Raw genomic sequence first — 23,595 nt, 5'->3', positions numbered from 1 at the left:
GCCCGGACGAGCCACCGGCGCGTCCTGAGCCAGGAGCCGTCGATGCCCCACCCCACGCCCGCCGTCCGCGACCGCATCCTGACCCTCGCGCCCACAGAACTGCCCGCCTACGTCTACGACTTGACTGCCCTGCGGGAGCACGCGGCGCACGTACGGGCCGTCCTCCCCGAGCCGGTCGAGCTGTACTACGCGGCCAAGGCCAACCCGGAGTCGGCGATCCTGGCCGCGCTCGCCCCGTACGTCGACGGCTACGAGGTCTCCTCCGGCGGCGAACTCGCCCATGTCGCCGAGGCGGTCCCGGGCCGTCCGCTGGCCTTCGGCGGGCCCGGCAAGACCGCCGCCGAGATCCGGGCCGCCCTGGAGCGGGGAGTCGAACGCTTCCACGTGGAGAGCGAGCACGATCTGCGCGTGCTCGCCGAGCTGGCACGCCAGGTGGCACCGGACACGCGGGTCGGGGTGCTGCTCCGCTTCAACCTCGCGGTGGCGGACGGTTCGCTGGCGGGCAGCGCGCTCGCCATGGGCGGACGGCCCACCCCGTTCGGCCTGGACCCCGAGCGGGCACCGGACGTGCTCCGCCTCCTCACGGACGGCACCCATCCGCATCTCGAACTGCGTGGCGTCCACGCCCACTTGGCGAGCGGACTCGACGCACCCCAACAGCTCTCCGTCGCCCGCTCGATCGTGGAGTGGGCGACCGGCCTGGGCGTGCCGATCGCCGAGGTCAACGTGGGCGGCGGCATGACCGTCGACTACACCCGCCCTGAGATCCTCTTCGACTGGCAGGCGTACGGCAAGGGCCTGACCGAACTCGCCGACGCGCACCCGGGACTGACACTGCGTATCGAACCCGGCCGCGCGCTCACCGCGTACTGCGGCTGGTACGCCACCGAGGTGCTGGACGTGAAGCGCAGCCACGGCGAGGAGTTCGCCGTGGTCCGGGGCGGCACCCACCATCTGCGCACCCCGGCCACCAAGGGACACGACCAGCCGTGCTCGGTGCTGGCGGTGGAGGAGTGGCCGTACCCCTGGCCGCGCCCGGCAGCCGAGGGGGAGCGCGTCAGCCTCGCCGGACAGCTCTGCACACCGAAGGACCTCCTCGCCCGGAACGCCCACGCCCCCGGGGTGCGGGCGGGGGACCGGGTGGCCTTCGCCCTCGCGGGCGCGTATGCCTGGAACATCTCGCACCACGACTTCCTGATGCATCCGCGCCCCGGATTCCACTTTCTCGACCGAACCGCCGGTGGAGTGTGACCGTTGACAGGCAGGCGGGTCGGGCGCAGACTCATCCTCGATAAGTGAAGTGAATTTCACTAGGCGAACAAGGTCGGGGCCCGGAGGACGGGACGCGGCTCGTCCTCAACGACGAGGAGTACTCAATGCACACCACCGTCGGCATCATCGGCGGCGGCCCCGCGGGGCTGCTGCTGGCCCGTCTGCTGCACAACGCGGGAATCGACAGTGTGGTCCTGGAACGCAAGGACCGCACCTATGTCGAGCAGCGTCAGCGCGCCGGGATCCTGGAGCAGGCCACCGTCGACGTCCTGCGCTCCGCCGGGGCGGGCGCGCGGCTGGACGCCGAGGGCATCCCGCACGACGGCATCGAGCTGCGCTTCGACGGCCGCGCCCACCGCGTCGACTTCCCCGAGCTGACCGGCGGCCGCCGGGTCTGGGTCTACGCCCAGACCGAGGTGGTCAAGGACCTCATCGCCCTCCAGCTCGCCGACGGCGGACCCCTGCTGTTCGAGGCGGAGGTGCACGCGGTGGAGGGCGCCGACACCGACCGGCCCGTGGTCCGGTACACCCACGAGGGTCGCGAGCAGACGCTGACCTGCGACTACGTGGTCGGGTGCGACGGCTTCCACGGGGTGGCCCGGGACGCGGTGCCCGAAGGGGTGCGGACGTCGTACGAGCGGACGTACCCCTACTCCTGGCTGGGCATCCTCGCCGACGCCCCGCCCGTCTACGACGAGCTGATCTACGCCCACTCCGAGCGCGGGTTCGCGCTGGCGAGCATGCGGTCCCCGTCCGTGAGCCGTCTCTACCTCCAGGTCCCGAACGGAACCGACCCGGCCGAGTGGTCCGACGAACGCATCTGGGACGAGCTGGACGCCCGCTTCGCGCTCACCGCCCAGCCCGGCTGGCGGCTCAAGCGGGGGCCCATCACGTCCAAGGCGGTCCTGCCGATGCGCAGCCACGTCACCGAGCCGATGCGCCACGGTCGGCTCTTCCTGGCCGGGGACGCGGCCCACATCGTGCCGCCCACCGGCGCCAAGGGCCTCAATCTGGCCGCCACGGACGTCATCGTGCTGGCCCGCGCCTTCGCCCGGCTCAAGGAGACCGGCTCGACCGAGCTGCTCGACGCCTACTCCGACACCTGCCTGCGCCGGGTCTGGCGGGCCGAGCACTTCTCGTACTTCATGACCACGACGCTCCACGCCGACCCGGGACAGTCCCCGTTCGAGACCCGGCTCCAGCTCTCCCAGCTCGAGCGCGTCGCCACCTCACGGCACGCGGCGGCCGAACTCGCCGAGAACTACACGGGGATCCCGCTCGACACCGACCTCGGGTCGTCGTAGCTGCGCGACCGCACGGCCGGCTCCGTGACGGCACAGCCGTGGGCGCTCCCCCTGCCGCGCGCAGGGGGAGCGCCCAGAAAAGCCGGTGATGTGCCGATGGTGTCCCGGTGGTGTCAGTGGGCGCCGAGGCCGCCGCTGCCGAAACCGCCGCTGCTGTTCTTGCTCCAGCGTGGCCGCTTCTTCTCCGGGCTCGGCCGGGTCCCCTGGTTGCCGTGCACCTCGTACGGTGTCAGCCGACGGTCGCTCTGGGGGATCTCGTCCGGTTCGCGGAGCAGCCGCTCCTCGTGGACAGGGCCCCCCTCGGGGATCCGGGGCTGCTCGTCGGGGCGCGGCCGACGCGGCTCACGGGCGCGTACCCGCGCGCCCAGCCAGAGTGCGCCGATCAGCATGGCCACCACCACGACGCCCGCCAGGAACGGTGCGATACCGCCCAGTACGCTGCGTTCTGCGGCTATATCAGTCCATTCCATGTTCATAAGGGATGAATACCCCCAATGTGTAGAGCGAACCGGCCCTGTTTCGCGCGAGCGGACCGGGAGCGGACGGGTGCCCCGCCCCGGGCCGGGGGAAACGGAATCCTGTGAACCCGGGTGCGGGGCGGACGTCGCGCCCCGTGTTTGGTGGGGGCGGCTCCGGCTACCCGCCCGGGGTGACCACGACGACATCCCGCCAGGAACTCGTCCGGTTCCTCGAGGACCGCTTCGCGTGCGCCCAGGCCTGCACCGAATGCGCGCGTGCGTGCGCGCTGCGGGCGAGCCTCGCCGATCCGGACGGCCCCGAGGGTCAGGAGAAGATGCGACGCAAGGGCATCATGTGCGCGGAGGTGTGCGACGCCACCTGCAGAATGCTCTCCGAGCAGACCAGCCTCGACGAGGCCGCCATCCGCCTCCAGGTCGAATGGTGCCGGACCGTCGCCCTGGAGTGCGCCCGTGTCTTCGACGACACCCCCGGCGCCGAGGACGGCGCCAAGTCCTGCCGCGAGTGCGCACAGGCCTGCACGGACTTCCTCGCCATCCTCCGCTGAGCCGCCCGGCCGGGTCCCGCGCGCTGTGAACGGGGCCGCCCCGCCTGTTCCCAATTACTGGAACACGTTCTAGCGTGTGCGCCGTCAGGTCGGCCTTGGGGAGCCTGGAGGCGCCGTGCACCTCGAATACACACCCGAGCAGCAGCGGCTGCGCACCGAACTGCGCACCTACTTCGCCGAGTTGGTCCCGGACGGCGCCTACACACGCCATGCCGACCCGGCGGCGCAGAAGCGGTTCTACCGCGAGACCATCCGCCGGCTCGGCGGCGACGGCTGGCTCGGCGTGGGCTGGCCGAAGGAGTACGGCGGACGCGGCCTGACCGCCATCGAACAGTTCATCTTCTTCGACGAGGCCGCGCAGGCGGGCGTCCCGCTGCCCCTGATGGCGCTCAACACGGTCGGCCCGACGATCATGCAGTTCGGCAGCGAGGAGCAGAAGGCGTACTTCCTGCCGCGGATCCTCTCCGGCGAGCTGGACTTCGCCATCGGCTACAGCGAACCCGACGCCGGCACGGACCTGGCCTCGCTGAAGACCCGCGCGGTCCGGGACGGCGACCACTACGTGGTCAATGGGCAGAAGATCTGGACGACGAACGGCGACACGGCCGACTGGGTCTGGCTGGCGACCCGCACCGACCCCGACGCCCCGCCCCACAAGGGCATCACCATGCTCCTCGTCCCGACGACGGAGCCCGGCTACTCCTGCACCCTCATCAACACCCTCGCCTCCCACGACACCACCGCGAGCTACTACGAGAACATCCGGGTCCCCGTCTCCCGCCGCGTCGGCGAGGAGAACAAGGGCTGGCGGCTGATCACCAACCAGCTCAACCACGAACGCGTCACCCTCGCCGCCCACGGCACCATGGCCATCCGCTCCCTGCACAACGTCCAGCGCTGGGCCATGGAGACCAAGCTCGCCGACGGCCGCCGCGTCATCGACCTGCCCTGGGTGCGCCGCCGCCTCGCCCAGACCCACACCAGGCTCGACGCCCTCAAACTCCTGAACTGGCGCATGGTCAGCGCCCTGCAGGAAGGCACCCTCACCCCGCAGGACGCCTCCGCCGTCAAGGTCTACGGCTCCGAGGCCCGCCGCGACGCCTACGCCTGGCTCATGGAGATCGTCGCCGCCGCCGGAGCGCTCAAGGAGGGCTCCGCGGGCGCGGTCCTCCACGGCGAACTCGAACGCGGCTACCGCTCGGCCGTCATCTTCACCTTCGGCGGCGGCAACAACGAGATCCAGCGCGAGATCATCTCGTGGATCGGCCTCGGCATGCCCAGGGTGCGGCGCTAGCCTGGTGTGACGAGGATTTATAGTTGGCACAAAAGAGGGATAGTTGGCACTGACGATGGCGGCTCGGTCTGATCGGCGCCGAGTCTCTCCGTGTTTGCCTACTGACTCTGACCTGCTGCTTTCGGTGGACTGTTTATCGTGCTGAAGTGGTGAACCGCCCCGGTTCGAATGGAGACTCGATTCCGTGTAAGGATCAGAGTCATGGCACGTCCCTCCTCCTATCCCCCTGAGCTGCGCAAGCGCGCGGTGCGCATGGTCGCCGAGGTCCGCGGTGACTACCCGACCGAGTCCGCCGCGATCAACGCGGTGATGGCGAAGCTCGGCATCGGCTCGCGCGAGACGTTGCGCAAGTGGGTCCGCCAGGACCAGATCGATTCCGGGACCCTGCCGGGGACGACGAGCGAGGAGTCCGCGCAGATCAAGGCGATGAAGAAGGAGATCGCCGAACTCAAGCGCGCGAACGAGATCTTGAAGGCCGCGGCGAGTTTCTTCGCGGCCGAGCTCGACCGGCCACTTCCTCGCTCGTAACGTTCATCGACGAGCACCGGGACCGCTTCGGCGGCGTCGAGCCGATCTGCCGCGTACTGACCCAGCACAGCTGCAAGATCGCCCCCTCCACCTACTACGCCTGCAAGAAACGCCTCGAAAGCCCCTCTCCGCGAGCGGTGCGAGACGAGGAACTCAAGGAGCTGATCCAGGAGGTCTACCAGTCCAACTACCGGGTCTACGGCGCCAGGAAGGTCTGGCGACAGCTCAACCGCCAGGGCCACGAGGTGGCCCGCTGCACGATCGAGCGCCTCATGCGCGAGCTCGGCATCGCCGGCGCCGTCCGCGGCAAGAAGGTCATCACCACCATGCCGGATCCGGCCGCCGCCCGGGCCCCGGACCTGCTCGACCGCGAGTTCGTCGCCCCGGCTCCGAACCGCACCTGGGTCGCCGACTTCACACACGTCGCGGCCTGGGCGGGCGTCGTCTATGTCGCGTTCGTCGTGGACACCTTCTCGCGTCGCATTGTCGGCTGGTCCGCGTCGTTGTCGAAGGAGACCCAACTCGTCCTGGACGCCCTGGACATGGGGCTGTGGCAGCGCGACCGCGACGGCCGTCCGCCGGCCCCTGGCGAGTTGGTCCACCACTCCGACGCCGGGTCGCAATACACCTCATTTCGCCTCGCCGAACACCTCGACGCGGCCCGCATCGCGGCCTCAATCGGCTCGGTCGGCGACGCGTACGACAACGCGCTCATGGAGTCGACGATCGGTCTGTTCAAGACCGAGGTCATCAAACCGCAGCGGCCGTGGAAGACGCTCTCGCACGTCGAGCTCGCCACCGCCGAGTGGGTCGACTGGTACAACCACCGCCGGCTCCACGGTGAGATAGGGCACATTCCGCCCGTCGAATACGAAGCCAACTACTACCGAGCAACCACGAAAACCCAGCTCACAGCCACCAACTGAGATCTCCACCGAACCCGGGGCGGTTCAATGTCTACCTTGTCCAGGTCGCGCACCGGCTTGGTTACCAGAGTGCGGCCGAACTTCCACGTCGTCGTCCAACGCACGGGCCACTTCTCGTCGAGGTCCAAGGCCTGCGTGTGGTACGTGAACCCGGTGTCCAGCACTGCGAGGTCTTCTAAGTCACATGCATCCGACCACGAGGGACCGGTGGACCCCGGCGAGCCGATGGACCAACTCCGTTCAAAAACAGCCGAGTTCATCCGTTAGTCCCCTGACCGCCGCTGCCTCACGATCGGTGTGTCATGAGCGCGATGACGGTACGGCGCCTTAGCCCCCTCTTTCGGTTAGCTCTTCGAGAGTTACACGTACGAGTGAATATGTTCCTGTTTCCCTCTTGCTTGCCAGGATTGGCTGATATGGCGTGCTGTGCCGGGCACCGTCACGGCATGAAGGCTGCTCTCGCTCTAGACGAAAACTGGCCCAGGGCCCGTGTCTGCCTTGGTCCTCAAGGCCGACTGGCCAGCGGCAACCAGTCCTCCAGTTCTCGCCGCCAGCCGCTCCGTGCACGGCGCCGGCAGGCATAGCCGATCAGGTTGTCGTCTCGGCCGAGTTCACGGGCGACTTGGGCGAGGCAGTGGGCGCGTCGTCTCAACGGTGCCCGCTATCTGGCGCAGCCCGTGTTGTCAGGGTGCAGTACGTCCCTCACCGGGACGCGCAGCACATGACCTCGGTCGCAGGCGGTGGCCAGTTGGCTGGCGTACTTGTCGATTCGTTGGAGGAGCGTCTCGCTTGCGGTCCCTGGCGACGGTGAACTGATAAGCCGGTGGATGACCACAGCCAGGCTTCTTCCTCCGCCCTCGGAGCGGCGCAGGTCTCGGAGGATCGGGCTGTGGCGGTACTCGGCCTGCGTGACGGCACTCCAGATCAGGATCCCGAGTGGAGAGGGGTCTCTTTGGGTACGCAGCGTCCGCAATTTGCGGAGGTCCTCACACATCGCAGCGTGGTGGGCTCCGGGCAGACGCCACTGAGCCATCAGTTGTCGGCGTCTGGCGTAGTTGACGCGGCTCTCGCGGTGATCCCACTCCTGGGCGATGTTATCCACCGCGTCTTCGAATATCGGCCACAGGTTGGCACCGGACAACTCGCGCCCTAAGACGTTGAGTGCTTTCCGGGCACTTCCCTCAGGAATATCCAAGAGAACTGCGCACTGGCGCCAGGGCTTCCTCGTGATGAGCTCCGCGAGCCTTAGCGATGCGGCCCGGCGCAAGTAGCGTTGAAACTCGCGAGTGATGTCGGGTAGCCGCCCGACGAGGGGAGCGAAATACCTGTCAAAGACGACGTGGGGTAAGAATGCAGGAATATCTTGGATGAGGTATCGATGACTGTTCGGCGCTAGGCGAGGATTCGCCCTTCTTGAGTGGCCGTATACGCGCTCGGCTGCGGCACGGGCAAGCGCGATGGAGATGTCGGTATCGCTTAGCAGTTTGCTGACATATTTCATGCGCCGTCGGTAGGCCTCACGTGCCAGGGGCTGGACGCGCTCGTAGAGGGGTGCGAGGCTTCTATCGCCCAGTAGATTGCGGGCCGCTACTAGTAGTGCGTCGCTGCTTAGTTGTGGCGTGTCTGGTTGGGAGGCTGGTGTCTGGTGGGTTCCTCCTTCCCTTTTGCCGGACAGGACTGTCGTCATGGGTTCACAGAAGAAGCGGCCGGTCAGGTTGACACCGCAGGATCGTGAGGAGTTGGTCCGGGTGACCACCACGGGTGTTCGTGGGGCCTCGATGATCATGCGTGCGCGTGTACTGCTAGCACTGGACACCTCGGTGGGAGACGTGGATCCCAAGGCGGTGATCGCGGCCCGGCTCGGCGTCTCCGGTGAGACGTTACGGCTGGTCGCCAAGCGTTTCGCCGAGACCGGTGGCGATGTGCACGCCACGATCGCGCGGAAGAAGCGCGACCTCCCACCGGTGCCCTCGCCGGTGACCGGCGAGGTCGAAGCCCGGCTGATCGCGATGGCGTGCTCACAGCCACCCCAGGGCCATACCCGGTGGTCGCTGCGGCTGCTGGAGAAACATGTCGCGCTGGCCGAGGACATCCCCGATCTGGACCACTCCACCATCGGGCGGGTCTTAAAAAAACGGAACTGCGCCCTCACCTGAGAAAGTGCTGGACCATCCCACCCCGGGCGAACGCGGAGTTCGCGGCCCGGATGGAAGACGTGCTGGCCGTCTATGCCCGGCCCTACGACCCGGCACGTCCGGTGGTGTGCATGGACGAGAAGCCCTACCAGCTCCTCGGCGATGCCCGCGACCCACCCGGCCCGCCCTGGTCACGACGCCCGCCAGGACAGCGAGTACATCCGCTGCGGCACGTCCTCGATCTTCGTGTGGGTCGAACCCCTGCGCGGGTGGCGTCGCGTTCAGGCACTGTCCCGGCGGACCCGGATCGACTGGGCCGGCCAGGTCAAACAGTTACTGAGCGTGGACTACCCCGACGCCGAGACCGTGGTGCTGGTGATGGACAACCTCAACACCCACAACATCGCCTCGTTGTACGAGGCGTTCGAACCCGAAGAGGCATTCGCCCTGGCCCAACGCCTCGAGATCCACCACACGCCCAAGCACGGGTCATGGCTCAACATCGCCGAGATCGAACTCTCCGCACTGACCCGGCAATGCCTCGACCGCCGGATCAGCGACCTCGACACCCTCAACACCGAACTCTCAGCCTGGCAGAACGCCACCAACACCGACCAGCGTCAGGTGAACTGGCAGTTCACCACCCACGACGCACGCATCAAACTGCGCCACCTCTATCCCAAAAACTAGCCGCGACAGTCTACTAGTAGGGCTCCGTTAGGTTGCTCTGGCTCTTGGGTTCTGGCTGGTGGTGGATGTTCTGGGCAGCGGGCGGTGGCAGGTGGTGCAGGTGCCGGTCCAGCAGTTCAGCAGGTCCTGGATGGCGTCGAGGATCTGGTAGAGGGTGAGTCCGCTGTATCGGCTTTTGGGGACAGGCGCTGTTCGGTGAGGAAGGCGTGGGCGGCGGTGACCAGGGTGACGTGGTGGTGCCAGCCGTTCCAGGAGCGGCCCTCGAAGTGGTCCAGGCCGAGGCCGTGCTTGAGTTCCCGGTAATCGTGCTCGATGCGCCAGCGGATCTTGGACAGGCGGACCAGTTCGGTGATCGGTGTGTCGGCGGGCAGGTTGGACAGCCAGTAGTCGGTGGGTGCTTCGGCGTCCTGGGGCCATTCGACCAGCAGCGTCACCTCGGGCAGGACACCGTCCCAGTGGCCGTGCTCGGCAGTGGCGGCGGCTTGGGCCAGACGGCGGGCCCTCACCCCGGCCGGCCGCACCCGCAGCGCCAGAAAGCGTGAGTGCATCGGCCCGCGGGAGCCTTCACGCCAGGTCACCTCGGTGAACGCCTGCCGTCCGTGCTCCTGAGCCAGCGCTGCCACCGAGGACGGCTTGTCCCGGTAGCGGGGCTGCGGCCTGCGACCGTTCCCGGACCAGGCCGGGGCGGTGGGCCGCACGTCGTGCGGGTGGACCGTCACGTCCGAACGGACCGCCACGACATAGCCGATGCCCCGCTCGCTCAGACCGTCGCGGAAGTCGGCGTTCTGCCCGTAGCCGGCGTCGGCCACCACCACCGGCGGCACCAGACCCCACCCGGCCAGCTCATCGAGGATGTCCAGGGCCAGACGCCACTTCTCCCGGTGCCCGACCTCCTGCGGTATCCCGGTCTTCTGCCGCCGCACCGCATCGTCCGCCCACTCCTCGGGCACGAACATCCGCCACTGCAGCGGACAGGACGCGGTGTCGGAGACCGCGTGCACACTCACCGCGACCTGGCAGTTGGCCCGCTTGCCCAGCGCCCCGCAGTACTGGCGCGCGACCGCCACCGACATCTTCCCGTCCTTGGGGAACGACACGTCATCGACCGCCCACGCCTCCGGGCCGATTCTCGGCACCATCCGCTGGGCGATCCGCCGCCGCACCGGCACCGGATCCCACGTCGACTGGTTCACGAACTGCTGCAGGTTCTGCTCGTTGCCGTCCGGCAGCCGTTCCGCCATCGGCTGGATCGACTTCCGCCGTCCGTCCAGCATCAGTCCCCGCAGGTAGCAGTCGCCCTTCGCCCGCTGATCCTTGCGCGGCACCGACGCGAACACGTCAGCGACGAATAACGCCAACGTCGCCCGAGCACGGTTCACTTCATGTGCGTCCACACCTTCAGCGTTCCCCCAAACAGGACCGACAGACAGACGTAACGGAGCCCTACTAGGAGCGCCCCGCATTGGGCGGGGTCGGTAGGGGCGTATCGGGTCTCGATGTATCTGTTGGTGGGCGATGCACCGCGCCGTGCGGGTGTGGGCGACGCGATGGCAGTGCAGTGCATGTCGACCAGCGCCGCCAGAGCTTGGGACGGCAATAGTGCTTTTCCGACCGGCCAGCTGAGTCTGATGAGATGAGTGGCCATGACCAGGTCTGGGAAGAACGACTTATCGGCAGGGTGAGGGAGTTCAGCGGGTTGCTCATTTGCTGCCAGCTTTTGATCCAAGAGCTGTTGCAGACCGAGCAGCTGACCGAGATCCTTGCTGTTCAACCTCCCGTCGTGATCGAGAACCTCATCGAGACGTGCACCACATGCTGTGGCGGTCCTGAAGGCGCGCTTGGCGACTTGGTCGGCCGGAATGTGGCGGCACTGAAGTGGGTGGAGGCCCGTCACACGCGGCTGCTTGATCAACCTCACTGCCCCTGGGCCGTTCGTGTTGACAAGGTTTGAGCAGGACGGGCACATGGCGTGTAGGAGGCGGTGGTGCTGCGGGCATGCGAAGGACATCGGGAGGTGCCAGCGGACCTTCCACGCGCCGCCGAACGCAGCCTGGACTGGACTGCCGTCGCCACGAAGACACTCGGGGCAGAATCTGCTGGAAGGGTTCACTGCCCAGTTCACCAATGCGCTACGCCCCGCGAATGCGGTATCCGTCTGTACCCGCTGGAGTAGGGGGTACGTGGAAGTGAAACGTTGCATGGTCAACGAGGCGACCTCCTCCGGCTGTAATCCAGCCGCAATTGAGAACTGTGCCGAGACGGCAGCAGGAACGTCGCGCAAATTGCGGTGGGCAATGGCTGTCTGAGTGGTACCCAACCCGCACAGCTCACCGATGCGCCAGGGCGAGCGGTTCAGCCGGTATGCGAGCCGGAGCACGTACCCGGGCAGCGATTCCTCGGGGAGCGGGGCGAGACTCCGCGGGAGCACCCTCCGAGCCGGATAGGTCATCGGGCTGACTCCGCGGCCGCGCTGGTGCCATCGAAGGCTGCGTTACACCTCTTCGCGGTGCGGAAGCACGCACCGTCGGTCCACCACGGTCCCTTGCCCAGAAGCGCGGCGTGTCCGACAGCCACGCCCGCAAGGAGCAAGGCGAGTTCCACTCGCTTCGTCTTCATGCCGCACAGCATGCTCTTGCCGCAGTGACCCGACTGGTCGAACATCGAAACTCGTAGGGAGTTTAGGGATGCTTGGTAGGGATATGTGACCTTTGAAATCTGCGGCTTTCGCTCACGCGCTCCGAGGTGTCGATCGGGCCGCCCGTTTAGTTCGCACATGCCGCTCGAATTCCGTCTGGTTTAACAATGGGGTGGAAGATCCCTACCGGTAGAGATCTTCCAGGTACTTCAGGCCATGCGCGTTGGTAATAAAACCGGGCAAAGTACATTAAAGCGGTCGGCGTGAATCGACTTCTAACGCCCACTCAGGGCCCATCGGTGGCCGCCTTCACAGCAGGTTGTGGACGTCTTCCCAGAGATCGAACTCTGTTGGACAGGTACATTCACAGCGAGCGGGTGCGGCACACCAACGGCCAGGTGATTCGGTGAGAACGCCCTGAAACCCCTTGTGACCTGCGGTGTACCAAAGTGCCAACTATCTCTCTGATTTTGGGCCTCCGGTTGCTGAAGCTAGTTGGCATCAGCGCAGGTTGCGAACCTGGCCTAGTGTCAACTATCGATCCTGGTCACACTGGGTGTGATCACCGACGCTAGTCGTCGCATACCGAGGATGGTTGGCATCGGTGACCAACGGGATGTCCATGGCCGCCACATCGTGAAATGACAGTGAGCACCTTGCTACGAGGACCGGAAATCGCCGTGGACTCGGACCCCGCCGCGAGGTCGCCCCGCTTCAAGGGCGAGTGGGTGCGGCCTTCCGGGCCGCGAGTTCTCCGCCGGCGCCGCGTCCGAGGTTGCCCGTGGACGTACAGCAGCGGCAGCGGGCGATCTGGCGGGGATCTTGGAGATGCTGTTCGCAGGTTCGAGGGCGGTGGATGACGGATCCGAGATCGTCGTCGCTCTACGCCGGGGACGTACCGGGCTTGCTCGCGTTCGGCCTCGGGGCGCATCTCGATGGCGAGTTCGGTCGGGTCGATGAGGTCGTTGCACCACATGCGGCCGACCCCGGGAGTGGTCAAACGAGTGGCGGTGTGGATCTGCCCGATGCCACCGTCCGGGGAGACGGGGATCTTCACGCCGACTCGAGTGGTGGGGATGAGGAACTCGTGGACGACGGCGTCGACCCGGTACCGGGCCGAATGGCTGTCGGCGGCCAGGAAGATCCAGTCGCATGCTCGGCTCCCAGCAGCCGCGGGAGGTTGGTCGCGTCAAACGGGTTCGCTGTCCATGAGGACGAGTTCCCCGACGCCGAGCCGGGCAAGTCCTTCGACGACGACACTGCCGACACCGCCGAGGCCGACGAGGGCGACGCGTAGCCGGGCCAGTGTTTCTTGCCCGCGGTCGCCCAGAAGCCGTGCCTGCCGGTCCCACACGGGGGCGGAGACAGCCGTTGCGGCAGGAGCCGGTCGTAGCCGAATGAGGTTCCCGGCGGAGATGACGGTTTCGCTCAGACGGGTCCTGCTGCCGTCGGGAAGCCAGAGGTCGCCTGCGGCGGCGTGAGGGGTGAGGACAAGGCCGCCGACGGCCTGTCCGCTGATCTGCCGCAGGGGCGCGTATCCGCGTTCGTGACTGGGAGAACTGGACCTGCCCGAGACCGAAGTGGCAGTGGACGGCGAGGTAGGACAGCTGCTCATCTCGGGCGGCGCGGACGACCGCGGCGCGGACGAACGTCGAGGACGGCGCGCGATGGCCCCTCTCGCCGGGGACGTAGTCCTCATCGTCACGGGCGGCAAGGAACTCGCGGGCCAGCAGACGGGACCCTCGCCTGCCCCCCGTCCGGACCGACAGAACCCGTCAGCAATCGAAGCGGCGAGGCTAAAGCCCCTCATGCATCCGGTGTACCCGCGTATGCATTGGTATGCGGTCCACCACCACGACGCCCTCCACACGTTGCTCTGAACCAGAGGCTCACACCGTCCGTGCTGTTCTGGGAAGAGTCAGGAGTGGAACGTTGTCCCACCGATCAGTCGTCGCGGCGTGCTGCCCGGCGTGGCCGCCATGACGGTTGCCGCAGCCGTTTCGCCTCCGCGCTCAGGCACGCTGCTCACGGGTGACGGCCAGCGGGCTGCCCTCCGGCGTCCGGGCCTCGATCCGCAACTTCGGGGTCCACGACCGTCCCTTCAACGCGCACGCTGGGACCGTCCTGCTGGTGAACCCGCGAGAGCGGCAAGGTGATGGACGTCAATGGCGCCTCGACCGCCGACGGCGGCGCGGTCATCCAGTGGCCGTGGAGCGAACCAGCGAGCCGGGCGGTTCCGGCCAGGGCGACGGACTCAATCAGTGAACCGACGACAGCGGCGACAACCAGTCGTGGATGCTGGTGCCTTCGACCAACGGCTCTACCAGTTCGTCAATGTCCGCAACGGCTGGTGCGCCGACGTCAAGGACGCCTCCCCCCCCCGCGGACGGTGCCAAGGTCACCCAGTGGCCCTCCACCGGCGGCTCCAACCAGGGCTGGCAGATCCTCGCGGTGTGAGCCGCCGGGACGCTCAGCGAGGGCGGAGTTGTCCGGCCCAGATCGGTAGCAAACAGGTGCCGAGTGGCCGGCACCAACGGCTATCGCCCTACCCACTGATCCACCATCACTCGCAGAAAAGGACGTCTGTATGAGAAAGTCCTGGATTCTCCCCCTGGTGACGCTTGTCGCCGCCGTGCTCGGGGTGACGGCGGCGGGTGTGACCCCTGCCTCCGCCGCGCCCACCACCCCTTTGCGGGTCATGCCGTTGGGTGACTCGATCACCTGGGGCGTGGGCAGCAGCACCGGCAACGGCTACCGCGCGCCGTTGTGGAACAGGCTTGCGGCGGACGGACATCCGCTGGACTTCGTGGGCACGGGACGGAGCGGCCCGATGTCCGACCCCGACAACGAAGGCCACTCCGGCTACAAGATCCACCAGATTGCCGCACTCACCGACGCCTCACTGACCCGCTACCGGCCCAACGTCGTGACGCTGCACATCGGCACCAACGACCTCAACGAGAGCTACCAGGTCTCCACCGCCACCGCCCGGCTGCGGTCGCTGGTCGACCAGATCACCGCCGCCGCCCCCGACGCGACCGTCCTCGTGGCCTCCCTGGTCGTGTCCACCAGCGGCTCGGAGGAGCAGTACCGGGGCGCGTACAACCAGGCGATCCCGCAGATCGTCAGGGACGCACAGTCCGCGGGTAAGCGCGTCGCCTACGTCGACATGAGCGGCCTGACCACGGCCGACCTGGTCGACGCCCTGCATCCCAACGACGCGGGCTACCAGAAGATGGCCGACGCCTTCCACCGCGGCGTCCAGGCCGCGGACAGCGCCGGGTGGCTGAGGAACCCCGCCCCCGCCCCCGCACGCGTGCAGTCCGGCATCGCCGGCAAGTGCATGGACGTCAACGGCGCCGGCACCGCCGACGGGACCGCCGTCCAGACGTGGAGCTGCGGGGACAGTGCCAACCAGTACTGGTCCGCCTACACCGACGGCACACTGCGCTCCCTGGGCAAGTGCCTCGACACCGTCGGCGGGGCCACCGCCAACGGCACCAAGGTGCAGCTCTGGGCCTGCCACGGCGGCGCCAACCAGGTCTGGCAGCCATACAACGGCGGCTACCGCAACCCCTCCTCCGGCCGCTGCCTCGACGTTCCGGGCGCCTCCTCGACCAACGGCACACAGCTCGTGCTGTGGGACTGCCACGGCGGCTCCAACCAGAAGTGGACCACCCTCGCCGCCGGATGACCCCCGCTCCCGGGGTCTGAACCCCTTCCGGGTTCTCCTCGAGTGAGGCCGACCCAGGTTCGGTCATTCGAACAAGGAACGGCCCGCCGCACCAGGAACACCGGTACGGCGGGCCGCTCGCGGTTCTCAGCTCCGCTGCAGGGGAGTCGTGGGGCTCAAACGCCTCCACGGCCCGTGGCGGGCCGTTCACGATGAACTCGTTCCCCGGTGAGAGGTCCCGGGCAAGCGCAGTCGTCACTGTCGCCAACTCCCGCTCGCCGGGCGGCGGGAGGGAGACCGTCGGATTGTGCTCGCGTCATTGAGAGGGGCGGTGATTTGCAGACCCAATCGGCAGTGCCAGGCTTCATTTCTGCACGCGCTGTGATTGCCCAGGACGCCCCGTATACGCGATGATCATGATCCTGACGGGCCGTACCTGACCGGGACTCTCGTGCGCGGAGCTACGGGGTCTGATCGCCGCCGAAGGCGCGCGGGATCTCCGCCCGCTGTGGGAAGCCGGCCTCGTGCTCTCGACGGAACGCTCCCTGACCTGCGGTGTACCGGAAGGCCAGGTGTCTGTCTGATTCCGTCTTCCAGTCGCAGAACCCAGTTGGCATCAGCGCAGGTCAGGACCGATCCCAACGACTTCCTGCGGCGGCCGCCCACCCACCCGTTGCTCGTACCGGCACGTGAGGCACTGTGGCGGCGCGTGGCGAACCTGGCGTACGCCTCCCTGCCGCCGTACGCCCACGAGTTGTACGGCCGACCCGGCCCCGCACCCGCCGTGGTCACCCGTCGCCTGCGGCTCACCGGAACCTTCCTGCGCTGTGTTCCCGCATGTCTGCGCTGGCAACTCCCGCCCAAGCACATCCTGCGCGCCATGTCACGGCTCGGCCCCGGCTCGCGCCCCGCACCGTACAAAGTGGGCAGATAGGCCGCCATACTGGACCGGCCAGGGGAGGGCGGGTCCGTTCGGATACGGGGCGATCGTCGGCGATGGGGGACACCAGGCTGATCCAGGGCCGGTACCGGCTGCTCGATCTGATCGGGCGCGGGGGAATGGGCGAGGTCTGGCGGGCGAGGGACGAGTCACTGGGGCGGCAGGTCGCGGTCAAGTGCCTCAAACCCCTCGACGCCCAGCCCGACCAGTCCTTCACCCAGATCCTGCGGGAACGCTTCCGGCGCGAGGCACGCGTCGCAGCGGCCCTCCAGCACCGGGGCGTGACCGTCGTCCACGACTTCGGCGAGTCCGACGGAGTGCTGTTCCTCGTCATGGAGTTGCTGGAGGGCCGCAACCTCAGCCAGCTCCTGGAGGACAACAGGCACCATCCGCTGGCCGTCCCCGCGGTCGTCGAGATCGCCGACCAGGTGGCCTCCGCCCTCGCCTACACCCACCTCCAGGGCATCGTGCACCGCGACCTGAAACCCGCCAACATCATGCTGCTCACCGACGGCACCGTGAAGATCTGCGACTTCGGCATAGCGCGCCTGGGCCGTGATGTCACCTTCACCTCCCGCCTCACCGGCACCGGCATCGCGATGGGCACCCCGCACTACATGTCGCCCGAGCAGATCATCGGTGCTCAGGTCGACCGGCGCAGTGACCTCTACTCGTTCGGCTGCGTGCTCTACGAGATCGTCACCGGTGTGCCGCCGTTCGACCTCGACGACGCCTGGGCGGTGCTCATGGGCCACCGCGACACCGCGCCGACACCCCCGCGCAGCCACCGCGACGAGGTGCCCGAGTACCTCGACCGGATCATCCTCGACCTGCTCGCCAAGGAGCCGGACCAACGCCCCCACGACGCCCGTGAACTGGGCCGCAGGGTAGACGAGGGGCGTGCGGCGACGACCCCGCCACCGGCCCGCGCCCGCGTCCCGTTCGTCGCCCCGCCCCGGTCTCTCCCGAAGCCGTTCCCGGTGGGGTGGCCCCGGAACCGCCCGGCCGACCGTCGGCGCGAACCCCGGCTGCCCTCCTGGACCCGGGGCATGACCACCGGCCACAAGCCGCCGGAGCCGGACCGGGCCTGCCCCGCCGGACCCCTCCGCAGGGCTCACCGGGGACTGGATCGCCCACGCCCGCCAGGGCGCGTCGAACACCCGCACAGGAGGAACGTCCCGCCCCACCACCGGAGTTGATCACCACCCTGGCCGGCCGGCACAACGCGGGCCTGAGCCTCGGCCGCCTCGGCCGCTGGACGGAGGCCGGTGAGGTGCACCGCGCGGTCGCCGCCGAACGCGAGCACGCCCTCGGCCCCGACCACCCCGACACGCTCTCCAGCCGCTACGAGGTCGGCTTCACCCTCAGCCGCACCGGACGCCCCGCCGACGCGCTGCGCGAGTTCGCCCACGTGGCCCGAGCCCGCGAGCACGTCCTCGGCCCCGAGCACCCCGAGACCATCGCCGCCCGGCAGGAAATGGCCTACGTGCTGGGCCAGTTGGGCCGTCACCTGGAAGCTCACCAGGCCTACACCTCGGTCCTCGCCGTCCGCGAGCGCCTGGTCGGCCCCGACCACCCGGACACCCTGCGCTGCCGCCACAACCTGGCCTTCAACCTCAGCAGGCTCGGCCGTCTGGAGGACTCGTACCGCATGGCGGACGACGTGGCCGCCGTCCGCGCCCGGGTGCTCGGCGCCAACCACCCCGACACCCTCGTCACCCGGTACGAGGTCGCCTACGCCCTCGGCCAGTTGGGCCGCTGGCCCGAGGCACTGCGGACCTACCAGGAGGTCGCCGACTCCCGGGCCCAGGCCCTCGGCCCCGACCACCCCGACACGCTGGCCGCCCGCCACGAGGTCGGCATCAGTCTCGGCAGGCTCGGCCGCAGCGCCGACGCGCTCGGCCTCTACCGTGCCCTCGTCGACGACCGCACCCGCGTCCATGGCCCCGCCCACACCGAGACGCTCCGCGCCCGCCACGGCCTCGGCGTCAACCTCGGTCGGCTCGGCCGCTGGGAGGAGGCCCTCGCCGAGTCCCGTGACGTGTGCGCCCTGCGCGAGCGCGTCCTCGGACCGGACCACCCCGACACCCTCGTCAGCCGCCGCGAGGTCGCCGTCGGCCTCGGCTGGCTCGGCCGCTGGGGCGACGCCCTCACCGAGTACCGTCGGGTCGCCGACGCCCGCGAGCGCGTCCTCGGCCCCGACCATCCCGACGCCCTCGCCAGCCGCAACGACGAGGCGCACTGCCTGGAGCAGCTCGGTCGCGGCCAGGAGGCGGTCGAGCTGTACCGACGCGTCGCGGAATTACGCCGACGGCGGCCCCGCCCACGGCTGAGCCCGCCCACCGGGCTGGTCCCCGCCGCACGCCGTTGATCCGCCTGACCCGTTCCCCTGGCCGACCCCGATCGGCGCGTGTTACCAAGAGCCATGTCTGCCACCCCCGCACCCTCAGCACGCCCCGCACGCCCGAGCGGGCCCCGGTCGCACGACTCCTACGACGCCGTGATCGTCGGAGGCGGTCACAACGGTCTGGTCGCCGCCGCGTACCTCGCGCGCGCGGGCCGGTCCGTCCTCGTGCTGGAGCGGCTGGACCACACCGGCGGAGCCGCCGTCTCGACGCGCCCCTTCGCCGGTGTCGACGCCCGGCTTTCGCGGTACTCCTACCTGGTCAGCCTGCTGCCCCGGAAGATCGTGCGGGACCTGGACCTCGACTTCCGGGTCCGCGGCCGCACGATCTCCTCGTACACCCCCGTCGAACGCGACGGCCGGCCGACAGGTCTGCTCGTCGGCGGTGGCGAGCACCGCACCCGCGAGGCCTTCGGTCGGCTGACCGGTTCGGGCCGCGAGTACGAGGCCTGGCAGCGGTTCTACGGGATGACGGGCCGAGTCGCCGAACGGGTGTTCCCCACGCTCACGGAGCCCCTCCCCACCCGCGACGAACTGCGCCGACGCGTCGACGACGCGGAGGCGTGGCGGACGCTCTTCGAGGAACCGATCGGCGCCGCCGTCGAGTCGACGTTCACGGACGACCTCGTACGCGGTGTCGTCCTCACCGACGCGCTCATCGGCACCTTCGCGGACGCCCACGACCCCTCGCTGCGCCAGAACCGCTGCTTCCTCTACCACGTGATCGGTGGCGGCACGGGCGCCTGGGACGTGCCCGTCGGCGGCATGGGTGCTCTCACGGACGCGCTGGCCAGGGCGGCGCGCGACGCCGGTGCCGTGATCGCCACGGGCCACGAGGTCCGGCACATCGCCACGGACGGACGGTCCGCCGAGATCACCTACCGGACCGCCGACACGGAGGGCACGGTCGCCGCCCGGCACGTCCTGGTGAACGCCTCGCCGCAGGAGCTGGCCGCCCTGACCGGCGACGAACCGCCCGCTCCGGCCGAGGGCGCCCAGCTCAAGGTGAACATGCTGCTCAAGCGGCTCCCCGGGCTCCGGGACGAGTCCGTCGATCCGCACGAGGCCTTCGCCGGGACCTTCCACGTCGCCGAGGGGTACGGCCAACTGGCGGCCGCCCACGCCCAGGCCGCCTCCGGCGCGTTGCCCGAGGCCCCGCCCTCCGAGATCTACTGCCACTCCCTCACCGATCCGACCATCCTCGGCCCGGACCTCATCGAGCAGGGTTACCAGACGCTCACCCTGTTCGGCCTGCACACACCAGCGCGGCTGTTCGAGGCCGACAACGACGGCGTACGCGAGGAACTCCTCGAGTCGACCCTCGCCCAGCTGGACGCCCACCTCGCCGAGCCCCTCGCGGACTGCCTGGCCACCGACGCCGACGGCCGTCCCTGCATCGAGGCCAGGACCCCCCTCGACCTGGAACGCGACCTGGGCCTCCCGGGCGGCAACATCTTCCACGGCGACCTCGCCTGGCCCTACGCCCAGGAGGGCACCGGCCGCTGGGGCGTGGAGACCCGCCACGCCAACGTCCTGCTGTGCGGCGCGGGCGCGGTACGCGGCGGCGGAGTGAGCGGAGTCCCCGGCCACAACGCGGCGATGGCCGTCCTGGGGGAGTGAGACAGGAACAACTCCCGGCGGCCCGCCCGTTGTCCGGACGCCCGAACCCCCCTGCCAGACAATGCACCGCGCGCTGAAATCAACCCCACGAGCGGCAACGGGGGCCGTTCACGGGGGAGAGGCCCTGCTGATTGCCCGCGATCAGCAGGGCCGTGCCCTGAAGGGGCGCGGGGAACTGCGCGCCCAGCCCCCACCCACCCGCACCCGCCCCCAACCTTCCGAGGCACCCCTAGGCGCCCAGCCCCACCCACCCCGCACGCCAAATCTGACGAGGCATCAGAAAACCCCTTCCCTCGTCCGGAGGACTACGGCATCCTGCGCACCATGCAGACGGAGCTGAGCAACACCCTCGGAGTCCAGTACGCCGTCTTCGGCTTCACCCCGTTCCCCGCGGTCGCGGCCGCCATCAGCCGGGCCGGCGGCTTCGGGGTGCTCGGCGCGGTCCGCTACACGGCCCCCGACGACCTCAAACGCGACCTCGACTGGATCGAGGCCCATGTCGACGGCATGCCCTACGGCCTGGACGTCGTGATGCCGGCCAAGAAGGTCGAGGGCGTGACGGAGGCCGACATCGAGGCGATGATCCCCGAGTCGCACCGGCAGTTCGTCAAGGACACCCTCGCCCAGTACGGCGTCCCCGAACTCGCAGAGGGGGAGGCCTCCGGCTGGCGCATCACCGGCTGGATGGAACAGGTCGCCCGCAGCCAGCTCGACGTCGCCTTCGACTACCCGATCAAGCTGCTCGCCAACGCCCTCGGTTCCCCGCCCGCCGACGTCGTCGACCGCGCCCACGAGCGGGGGATCCTCGTCGCCGCGCTCGCCGGAAGTGCCCGCCACGCACGCAAGCACGCGGACGCCGGTATCGACATCGTCGTGGCCCAGGGCTACGAGGCCGGCGGCCACACCGGCGAGATCGCCTCCATGGTGCTGACCCCCGAAGTCGTCGACGCCGTCGCCCCGTTGCCGGTGCTGGCCGCCGGAGGCATCGGCAGCGGACAGCAGGTGGCCGCCGCCCTCGCGCTGGGTGCCCAGGGCGTCTGGCTCGGCTCGCTCTGGCTGACCACGACCGAGGCCGAACTGCCCTCGCCCCGGCTGATCGAGAAGTTGCTCGCCGCGGGTTCCGGGGACACCGTCCGCTCCCGTGCCCTCACCGGGAAACCCGCCCGCCAGCTGCGTACCGAATGGACCGACGCCTGGGACGACCCCAGTGGACCCGGCACCCTCCCCATGCCCCTGCAGGGCCTGCTCGTCGCCGAGGCGGTGTCCCGCATCCAGAAGTACGAGGTGGAGCCGCTGCTCGGCACCCCGGTCGGGCAGATCGTCGGCCGGATGAACAGCGAGCGCAGCGTCCAGGCTGTCTTCGACGACCTCACCCGGGGCTTCGAGAAGGCCGTGGACCGCATCAACCGGATCGCCGGAAGGATCGCCGAAAGGAGCGAGGGACAGTGAGCCAGGCCTCCCAGGGGCAAGCCTCCCAGGGCCAAGCCCCGCGAAGCCGGCCTCCCCAGGGTTTCTGGGCCCAGGCCACCGCGGACCCCGACCGTACGGTGCTCGTCGCGCCCGACGGGGAGGAGTGGACCGCCGGACGGCTGCGCGCCGAGACCAACCGGCTGGTCCACGGACTGCGCGCGGCCGGACTGGAACGCGGCGACGCCTTCGCGGTCGTCCTGCCCAACGGCGTCGAGTTCCTCGTCGCCTACCTGGCCGCCACCCAGGCCGGCTTCTACCTCGTGCCCGTCAACCACCACCTCGTGGGCCCCGAGATCGCGTGGATCGTCTCCGACTCCGGCGCCAAGGTGCTCATCGCGCACGAGCGGTTCGCCGAAGCGGCCCGGAACGCCGCCGACGAGGCGAAGCTCCCCGAGAACCGACGGTACGCGGTCGGCACGGTCGAGGGCTTCCGGCCGTACGCGGAACTCCCGGACGGGCAGCCCGAGTCGGCGCCGGCGCAACGCACCCTCGGTTGGGTCATGAACTACACCTCGGGCACCACCGGGCGCCCCCGGGGCATCCGCCGCCCGCTGCCCGGCAAACTCCCCGAGGAGTCCTACCTCGGCGGCTTCCTCGGCATCTTCGGCATCCGGCCGTTCGACGACAACGTCCACCTGGTCTGCTCGCCGCTCTACCACACGGCCGTCCTGCAGTTCGCCGGCGCGTCCCTGCACATCGGACACCGTCTGGTGCTGATGGACAAATGGACGCCCGAGGGGATGCTCCGCGCCATCGACGCCCACCGCTGCACGCACACCCACATGGTGCCGACCCAGTTCCACCGGCTCCTCGCGCTCCCGGAGGAGGTGCGCGCCCGCTACGACGTGTCGTCCATGCGGCACGCCATCCACGGGGCCGCGCCCTGCCCGGACCATGTGAAGCGGGCCATGATCGAGTGGTGGGGCGAGTGCGTCGAGGAGTACTACGCGGCCAGCGAGGGCGGCGGTGCCTTCGCCACCGCCGAGGACTGGCTGAAGAAACCCGGCACGGTCGGCAAGGCCTGGCCCATCAGCGAGCTCGCGGTCTTCGACGACGACGGCAACCGGCTGCCGCCCGGTGAACTCGGCACCGTCTACATGAAGATGAGCACCGGCGGCTTCTCGTACCACAAGGACGAGGGCAAGACGCGGAAGAACCGCATCGGTGACTTCTTCACCGTCGGCGACCTCGGTGTTCTCGACGAGGACGGCTATCTCTTCCTCCGGGACCGCAAGATCGACCTGATCATCTCCGGCGGCGTCAACATCTACCCCGCCGAGATCGAGTCCGCCCTGCTCACCCATCCCGCCGTCGCCGACGCCGCCGCCTTCGGCATCCCGCACGACGACTGGGGCGAGGAGGTCAAGGCCGTGGTCGAACCGGCCCCCGGGTTCACACCGGGGCCGGTCCTGGCCGAGGAGATCCTGGCCCACTGCGCCCGCCGTCTGGCCGGATACAAGCGCCCGAGGAGCGTCGACTTCACCGAGGCGATGCCCCGCGACCCCAACGGCAAGCTCTACAAACGGCGGTTGCGGGAGCCGTACTGGGAGGGCCGGGAGAAGGCCGTCTGAGACCCCGGACGGCATCGGCATCGGCATCATCGGCGCCGGCGCCGGTATCGGCTGCGATGTCGAGGCACCGGCGTCTTGGCGCCGCCACGGGCGTCGGCGTCGGCATCGA

The 23,595-nt window shown here is 69.1% G+C and carries 18 protein-coding genes and 3 pseudogenes; 16 read left to right on the top strand and 5 right to left on the bottom strand.

What is annotated here, in order from left to right; all coding sequences use genetic code 11:
* The first annotated feature begins 42 nt into the window (after nucleotides 1–42).
* Together E4N62_RS24750 and E4N62_RS24745 are read left to right on the top strand one after the other, a co-directional pair.
* The gene (locus tag E4N62_RS24750) at nucleotides 43–1,251 is read left to right on the top strand and encodes a type III PLP-dependent enzyme (protein ID WP_230217820.1); all 1,209 of its coding nucleotides are present in this window, start codon (nucleotides 43–45) and stop codon (nucleotides 1,249–1,251) included.
* Nucleotides 1,252–1,376: 125 nt separating this feature from the next.
* Nucleotides 1,377–2,576, top strand: coding sequence for a 4-hydroxybenzoate 3-monooxygenase (locus E4N62_RS24745; RefSeq protein ID WP_230217817.1), 1,200 nt, complete (start codon nucleotides 1,377–1,379; stop codon nucleotides 2,574–2,576).
* Nucleotides 2,577–2,689: 113 nt separating this feature from the next.
* On the opposite strand, the gene E4N62_RS24740 is transcribed toward E4N62_RS24745, so the two are convergent.
* On the bottom strand, nucleotides 2,690–3,052 hold the full coding sequence (locus E4N62_RS24740; protein WP_215452203.1) for a DUF6479 family protein: 363 nt from the start codon (nucleotides 3,050–3,052) through the stop codon (nucleotides 2,690–2,692).
* A 173-nt stretch (nucleotides 3,053–3,225) separates the two neighbouring features.
* Between E4N62_RS24740 and E4N62_RS24735 the strand changes: the two genes are divergently transcribed.
* From E4N62_RS24735 to E4N62_RS24725, 3 genes are all read left to right on the top strand, one after another.
* Complete coding sequence (locus tag E4N62_RS24735; protein WP_230217815.1) at nucleotides 3,226–3,600, top strand: ferredoxin; 375 nt, start codon at nucleotides 3,226–3,228, stop codon at nucleotides 3,598–3,600.
* 115 nt (nucleotides 3,601–3,715) lie between these two features.
* Nucleotides 3,716–4,894: an acyl-CoA dehydrogenase family protein gene (locus E4N62_RS24730; RefSeq protein ID WP_230217813.1), complete on the top strand. Its 1,179-nt coding sequence runs from the start codon at nucleotides 3,716–3,718 to the stop codon at nucleotides 4,892–4,894.
* A 201-nt stretch (nucleotides 4,895–5,095) separates the two neighbouring features.
* Nucleotides 5,096–6,348 (top strand): IS3 family transposase gene (locus E4N62_RS24725; protein ID WP_230213881.1). Its coding sequence is split into 2 segments (ribosomal slippage): nucleotides 5,096–5,378 and nucleotides 5,378–6,348, totalling 1,254 coding nucleotides; the frame shifts between segments, so codons are not numbered across the junction.
* Between the two features lie 661 nt (nucleotides 6,349–7,009).
* Here E4N62_RS24725 and E4N62_RS24720 read toward each other — a convergent pair.
* Entirely contained in the window at nucleotides 7,010–7,849 is an 840-nt protein-coding gene (locus E4N62_RS24720) for a hypothetical protein (protein ID WP_230217811.1), read from the bottom strand.
* A gap of 184 nt (nucleotides 7,850–8,033) precedes the next feature.
* On the opposite strand from E4N62_RS24720, the gene E4N62_RS24715 reads away from it, so the two are divergent.
* Nucleotides 8,034–8,504, top strand: coding sequence for a helix-turn-helix domain-containing protein (locus E4N62_RS24715; RefSeq protein WP_230211441.1), 471 nt, complete (start codon nucleotides 8,034–8,036; stop codon nucleotides 8,502–8,504).
* A 141-nt stretch (nucleotides 8,505–8,645) separates the two neighbouring features.
* Entirely contained in the window at nucleotides 8,646–9,173 is a 528-nt protein-coding gene (locus tag E4N62_RS24710; RefSeq protein ID WP_230217809.1) for a transposase, read from the top strand.
* A gap of 116 nt (nucleotides 9,174–9,289) precedes the next feature.
* Here the strand turns inward: E4N62_RS24710 and E4N62_RS24705 are convergent, their stop codons facing one another.
* Nucleotides 9,290–10,567, bottom strand: coding sequence for an IS701 family transposase (locus tag E4N62_RS24705; protein ID WP_230213368.1), 1,278 nt, complete (start codon nucleotides 10,565–10,567; stop codon nucleotides 9,290–9,292).
* A 239-nt stretch (nucleotides 10,568–10,806) separates the two neighbouring features.
* Between E4N62_RS24705 and E4N62_RS24700 the strand changes: the two genes are divergently transcribed.
* Entirely contained in the window at nucleotides 10,807–11,124 is a 318-nt protein-coding gene (locus E4N62_RS24700; RefSeq protein ID WP_230217808.1) for a hypothetical protein, read from the top strand.
* Between the two features lie 33 nt (nucleotides 11,125–11,157).
* Here the strand turns inward: E4N62_RS24700 and E4N62_RS49620 are convergent.
* A pseudogene (locus E4N62_RS49620) lies at nucleotides 11,158–11,622 on the bottom strand (TniQ family protein); the annotation flags it as partial.
* 1,042 nt (nucleotides 11,623–12,664) lie between these two features.
* Here E4N62_RS49620 and E4N62_RS24695 point away from each other — a divergent pair.
* Nucleotides 12,665–13,105, top strand: a complete 441-nt coding sequence (locus tag E4N62_RS24695; protein ID WP_230217806.1) for a hypothetical protein — start codon at nucleotides 12,665–12,667, stop codon at nucleotides 13,103–13,105.
* On the opposite strand, the gene E4N62_RS49615 is transcribed toward E4N62_RS24695, so the two are convergent.
* Nucleotides 12,998–13,423, bottom strand: a complete 426-nt coding sequence (locus E4N62_RS49615; RefSeq protein WP_374117055.1) for a ThiF family adenylyltransferase — start codon at nucleotides 13,421–13,423, stop codon at nucleotides 12,998–13,000. The genes E4N62_RS24695 and E4N62_RS49615 overlap by 108 nt on opposite strands.
* Between E4N62_RS49615 and E4N62_RS24690 the strand changes: the two genes are divergently transcribed.
* The 7 genes and pseudogenes from E4N62_RS24690 to E4N62_RS24660 all read left to right on the top strand — a co-directional run bounded on the left by E4N62_RS24690 (nucleotide 13,395) and on the right by E4N62_RS24660 (nucleotide 23,486).
* A complete protein-coding gene (locus tag E4N62_RS24690) occupies nucleotides 13,395–13,688 on the top strand; it encodes a hypothetical protein (protein WP_230217804.1) in 294 nt (97 codons plus the stop codon). The genes E4N62_RS49615 and E4N62_RS24690 overlap by 29 nt on opposite strands.
* 707 nt (nucleotides 13,689–14,395) lie before the next feature.
* A complete protein-coding gene (locus E4N62_RS24685; protein ID WP_230217802.1) occupies nucleotides 14,396–15,502 on the top strand; it encodes a ricin-type beta-trefoil lectin domain protein in 1,107 nt (368 codons plus the stop codon).
* A 619-nt stretch (nucleotides 15,503–16,121) separates the two neighbouring features.
* Nucleotides 16,122–16,415 (top strand): annotated as a pseudogene (locus tag E4N62_RS24680) (DUF2236 domain-containing protein); the annotation flags it as partial.
* 62 nt (nucleotides 16,416–16,477) lie between these two features.
* Nucleotides 16,478–18,792 (top strand): annotated as a pseudogene (locus tag E4N62_RS24675) (tetratricopeptide repeat protein).
* A gap of 54 nt (nucleotides 18,793–18,846) precedes the next feature.
* Nucleotides 18,847–20,445, top strand: a complete 1,599-nt coding sequence (locus E4N62_RS24670; RefSeq protein WP_230217800.1) for an NAD(P)/FAD-dependent oxidoreductase — start codon at nucleotides 18,847–18,849, stop codon at nucleotides 20,443–20,445.
* A gap of 324 nt (nucleotides 20,446–20,769) precedes the next feature.
* Nucleotides 20,770–21,894: a nitronate monooxygenase family protein gene (locus E4N62_RS24665; protein WP_230217798.1), complete on the top strand. Its 1,125-nt coding sequence runs from the start codon at nucleotides 20,770–20,772 to the stop codon at nucleotides 21,892–21,894.
* Nucleotides 21,891–23,486 carry an acyl-CoA synthetase gene (locus tag E4N62_RS24660; RefSeq protein ID WP_308185555.1) on the top strand — a complete coding sequence of 532 codons (1,596 nt, stop codon included), beginning with the start codon at nucleotides 21,891–21,893 and terminating at the stop codon, nucleotides 23,484–23,486. The genes E4N62_RS24665 and E4N62_RS24660 overlap by 4 nt, the downstream gene beginning before the upstream one ends.
* Nucleotides 23,487–23,595 lie beyond the last annotated feature (109 nt).

The organism is Streptomyces sp. MNU76, from assembly GCF_020982545.1.
GTDB lineage: Bacteria > Actinomycetota > Actinomycetes > Streptomycetales > Streptomycetaceae > Streptomyces.
Note: the sequence above shows the minus strand (reverse complement) of the source record. Positions and strands in the feature narration are given on the sequence as shown.

Bases quoted from the DNA above. Each gene is read 5' to 3' on its own strand.
- E4N62_RS24750 (WP_230217820.1), top strand. From the start codon at position 43: ATGCCCCACCCCACGCCCGCCGTCCGCGACCGCATCCTGACCCTCGCG.
- E4N62_RS24745 (WP_230217817.1), top strand. From the start codon at position 1,377: ATGCACACCACCGTCGGCATCATCGGCGGCGGCCCCGCGGGGCTGCTG.
- E4N62_RS24740 (WP_215452203.1), bottom strand. From the start codon at position 3,052: ATGAACATGGAATGGACTGATATAGCCGCAGAACGCAGCGTACTGGGC.
- E4N62_RS24720 (WP_230217811.1), bottom strand. From the start codon at position 7,849: ATGAAATATGTCAGCAAACTGCTAAGCGATACCGACATCTCCATCGCG.
- E4N62_RS24715 (WP_230211441.1), top strand. From the start codon at position 8,034: ATGGGTTCACAGAAGAAGCGGCCGGTCAGGTTGACACCGCAGGATCGT.
- E4N62_RS24710 (WP_230217809.1), top strand. From the start codon at position 8,646: ATGCCCGCGACCCACCCGGCCCGCCCTGGTCACGACGCCCGCCAGGAC.
- E4N62_RS24700 (WP_230217808.1), top strand. From the start codon at position 10,807: ATGAGTGGCCATGACCAGGTCTGGGAAGAACGACTTATCGGCAGGGTG.
- E4N62_RS24695 (WP_230217806.1), top strand. From the start codon at position 12,665: ATGACGGATCCGAGATCGTCGTCGCTCTACGCCGGGGACGTACCGGGC.
- E4N62_RS49615 (WP_374117055.1), bottom strand. From the start codon at position 13,423: ATGAGCAGCTGTCCTACCTCGCCGTCCACTGCCACTTCGGTCTCGGGC.
- E4N62_RS24685 (WP_230217802.1), top strand. From the start codon at position 14,396: ATGAGAAAGTCCTGGATTCTCCCCCTGGTGACGCTTGTCGCCGCCGTG.
- E4N62_RS24670 (WP_230217800.1), top strand. From the start codon at position 18,847: ATGTCTGCCACCCCCGCACCCTCAGCACGCCCCGCACGCCCGAGCGGG.
- E4N62_RS24665 (WP_230217798.1), top strand. From the start codon at position 20,770: ATGCAGACGGAGCTGAGCAACACCCTCGGAGTCCAGTACGCCGTCTTC.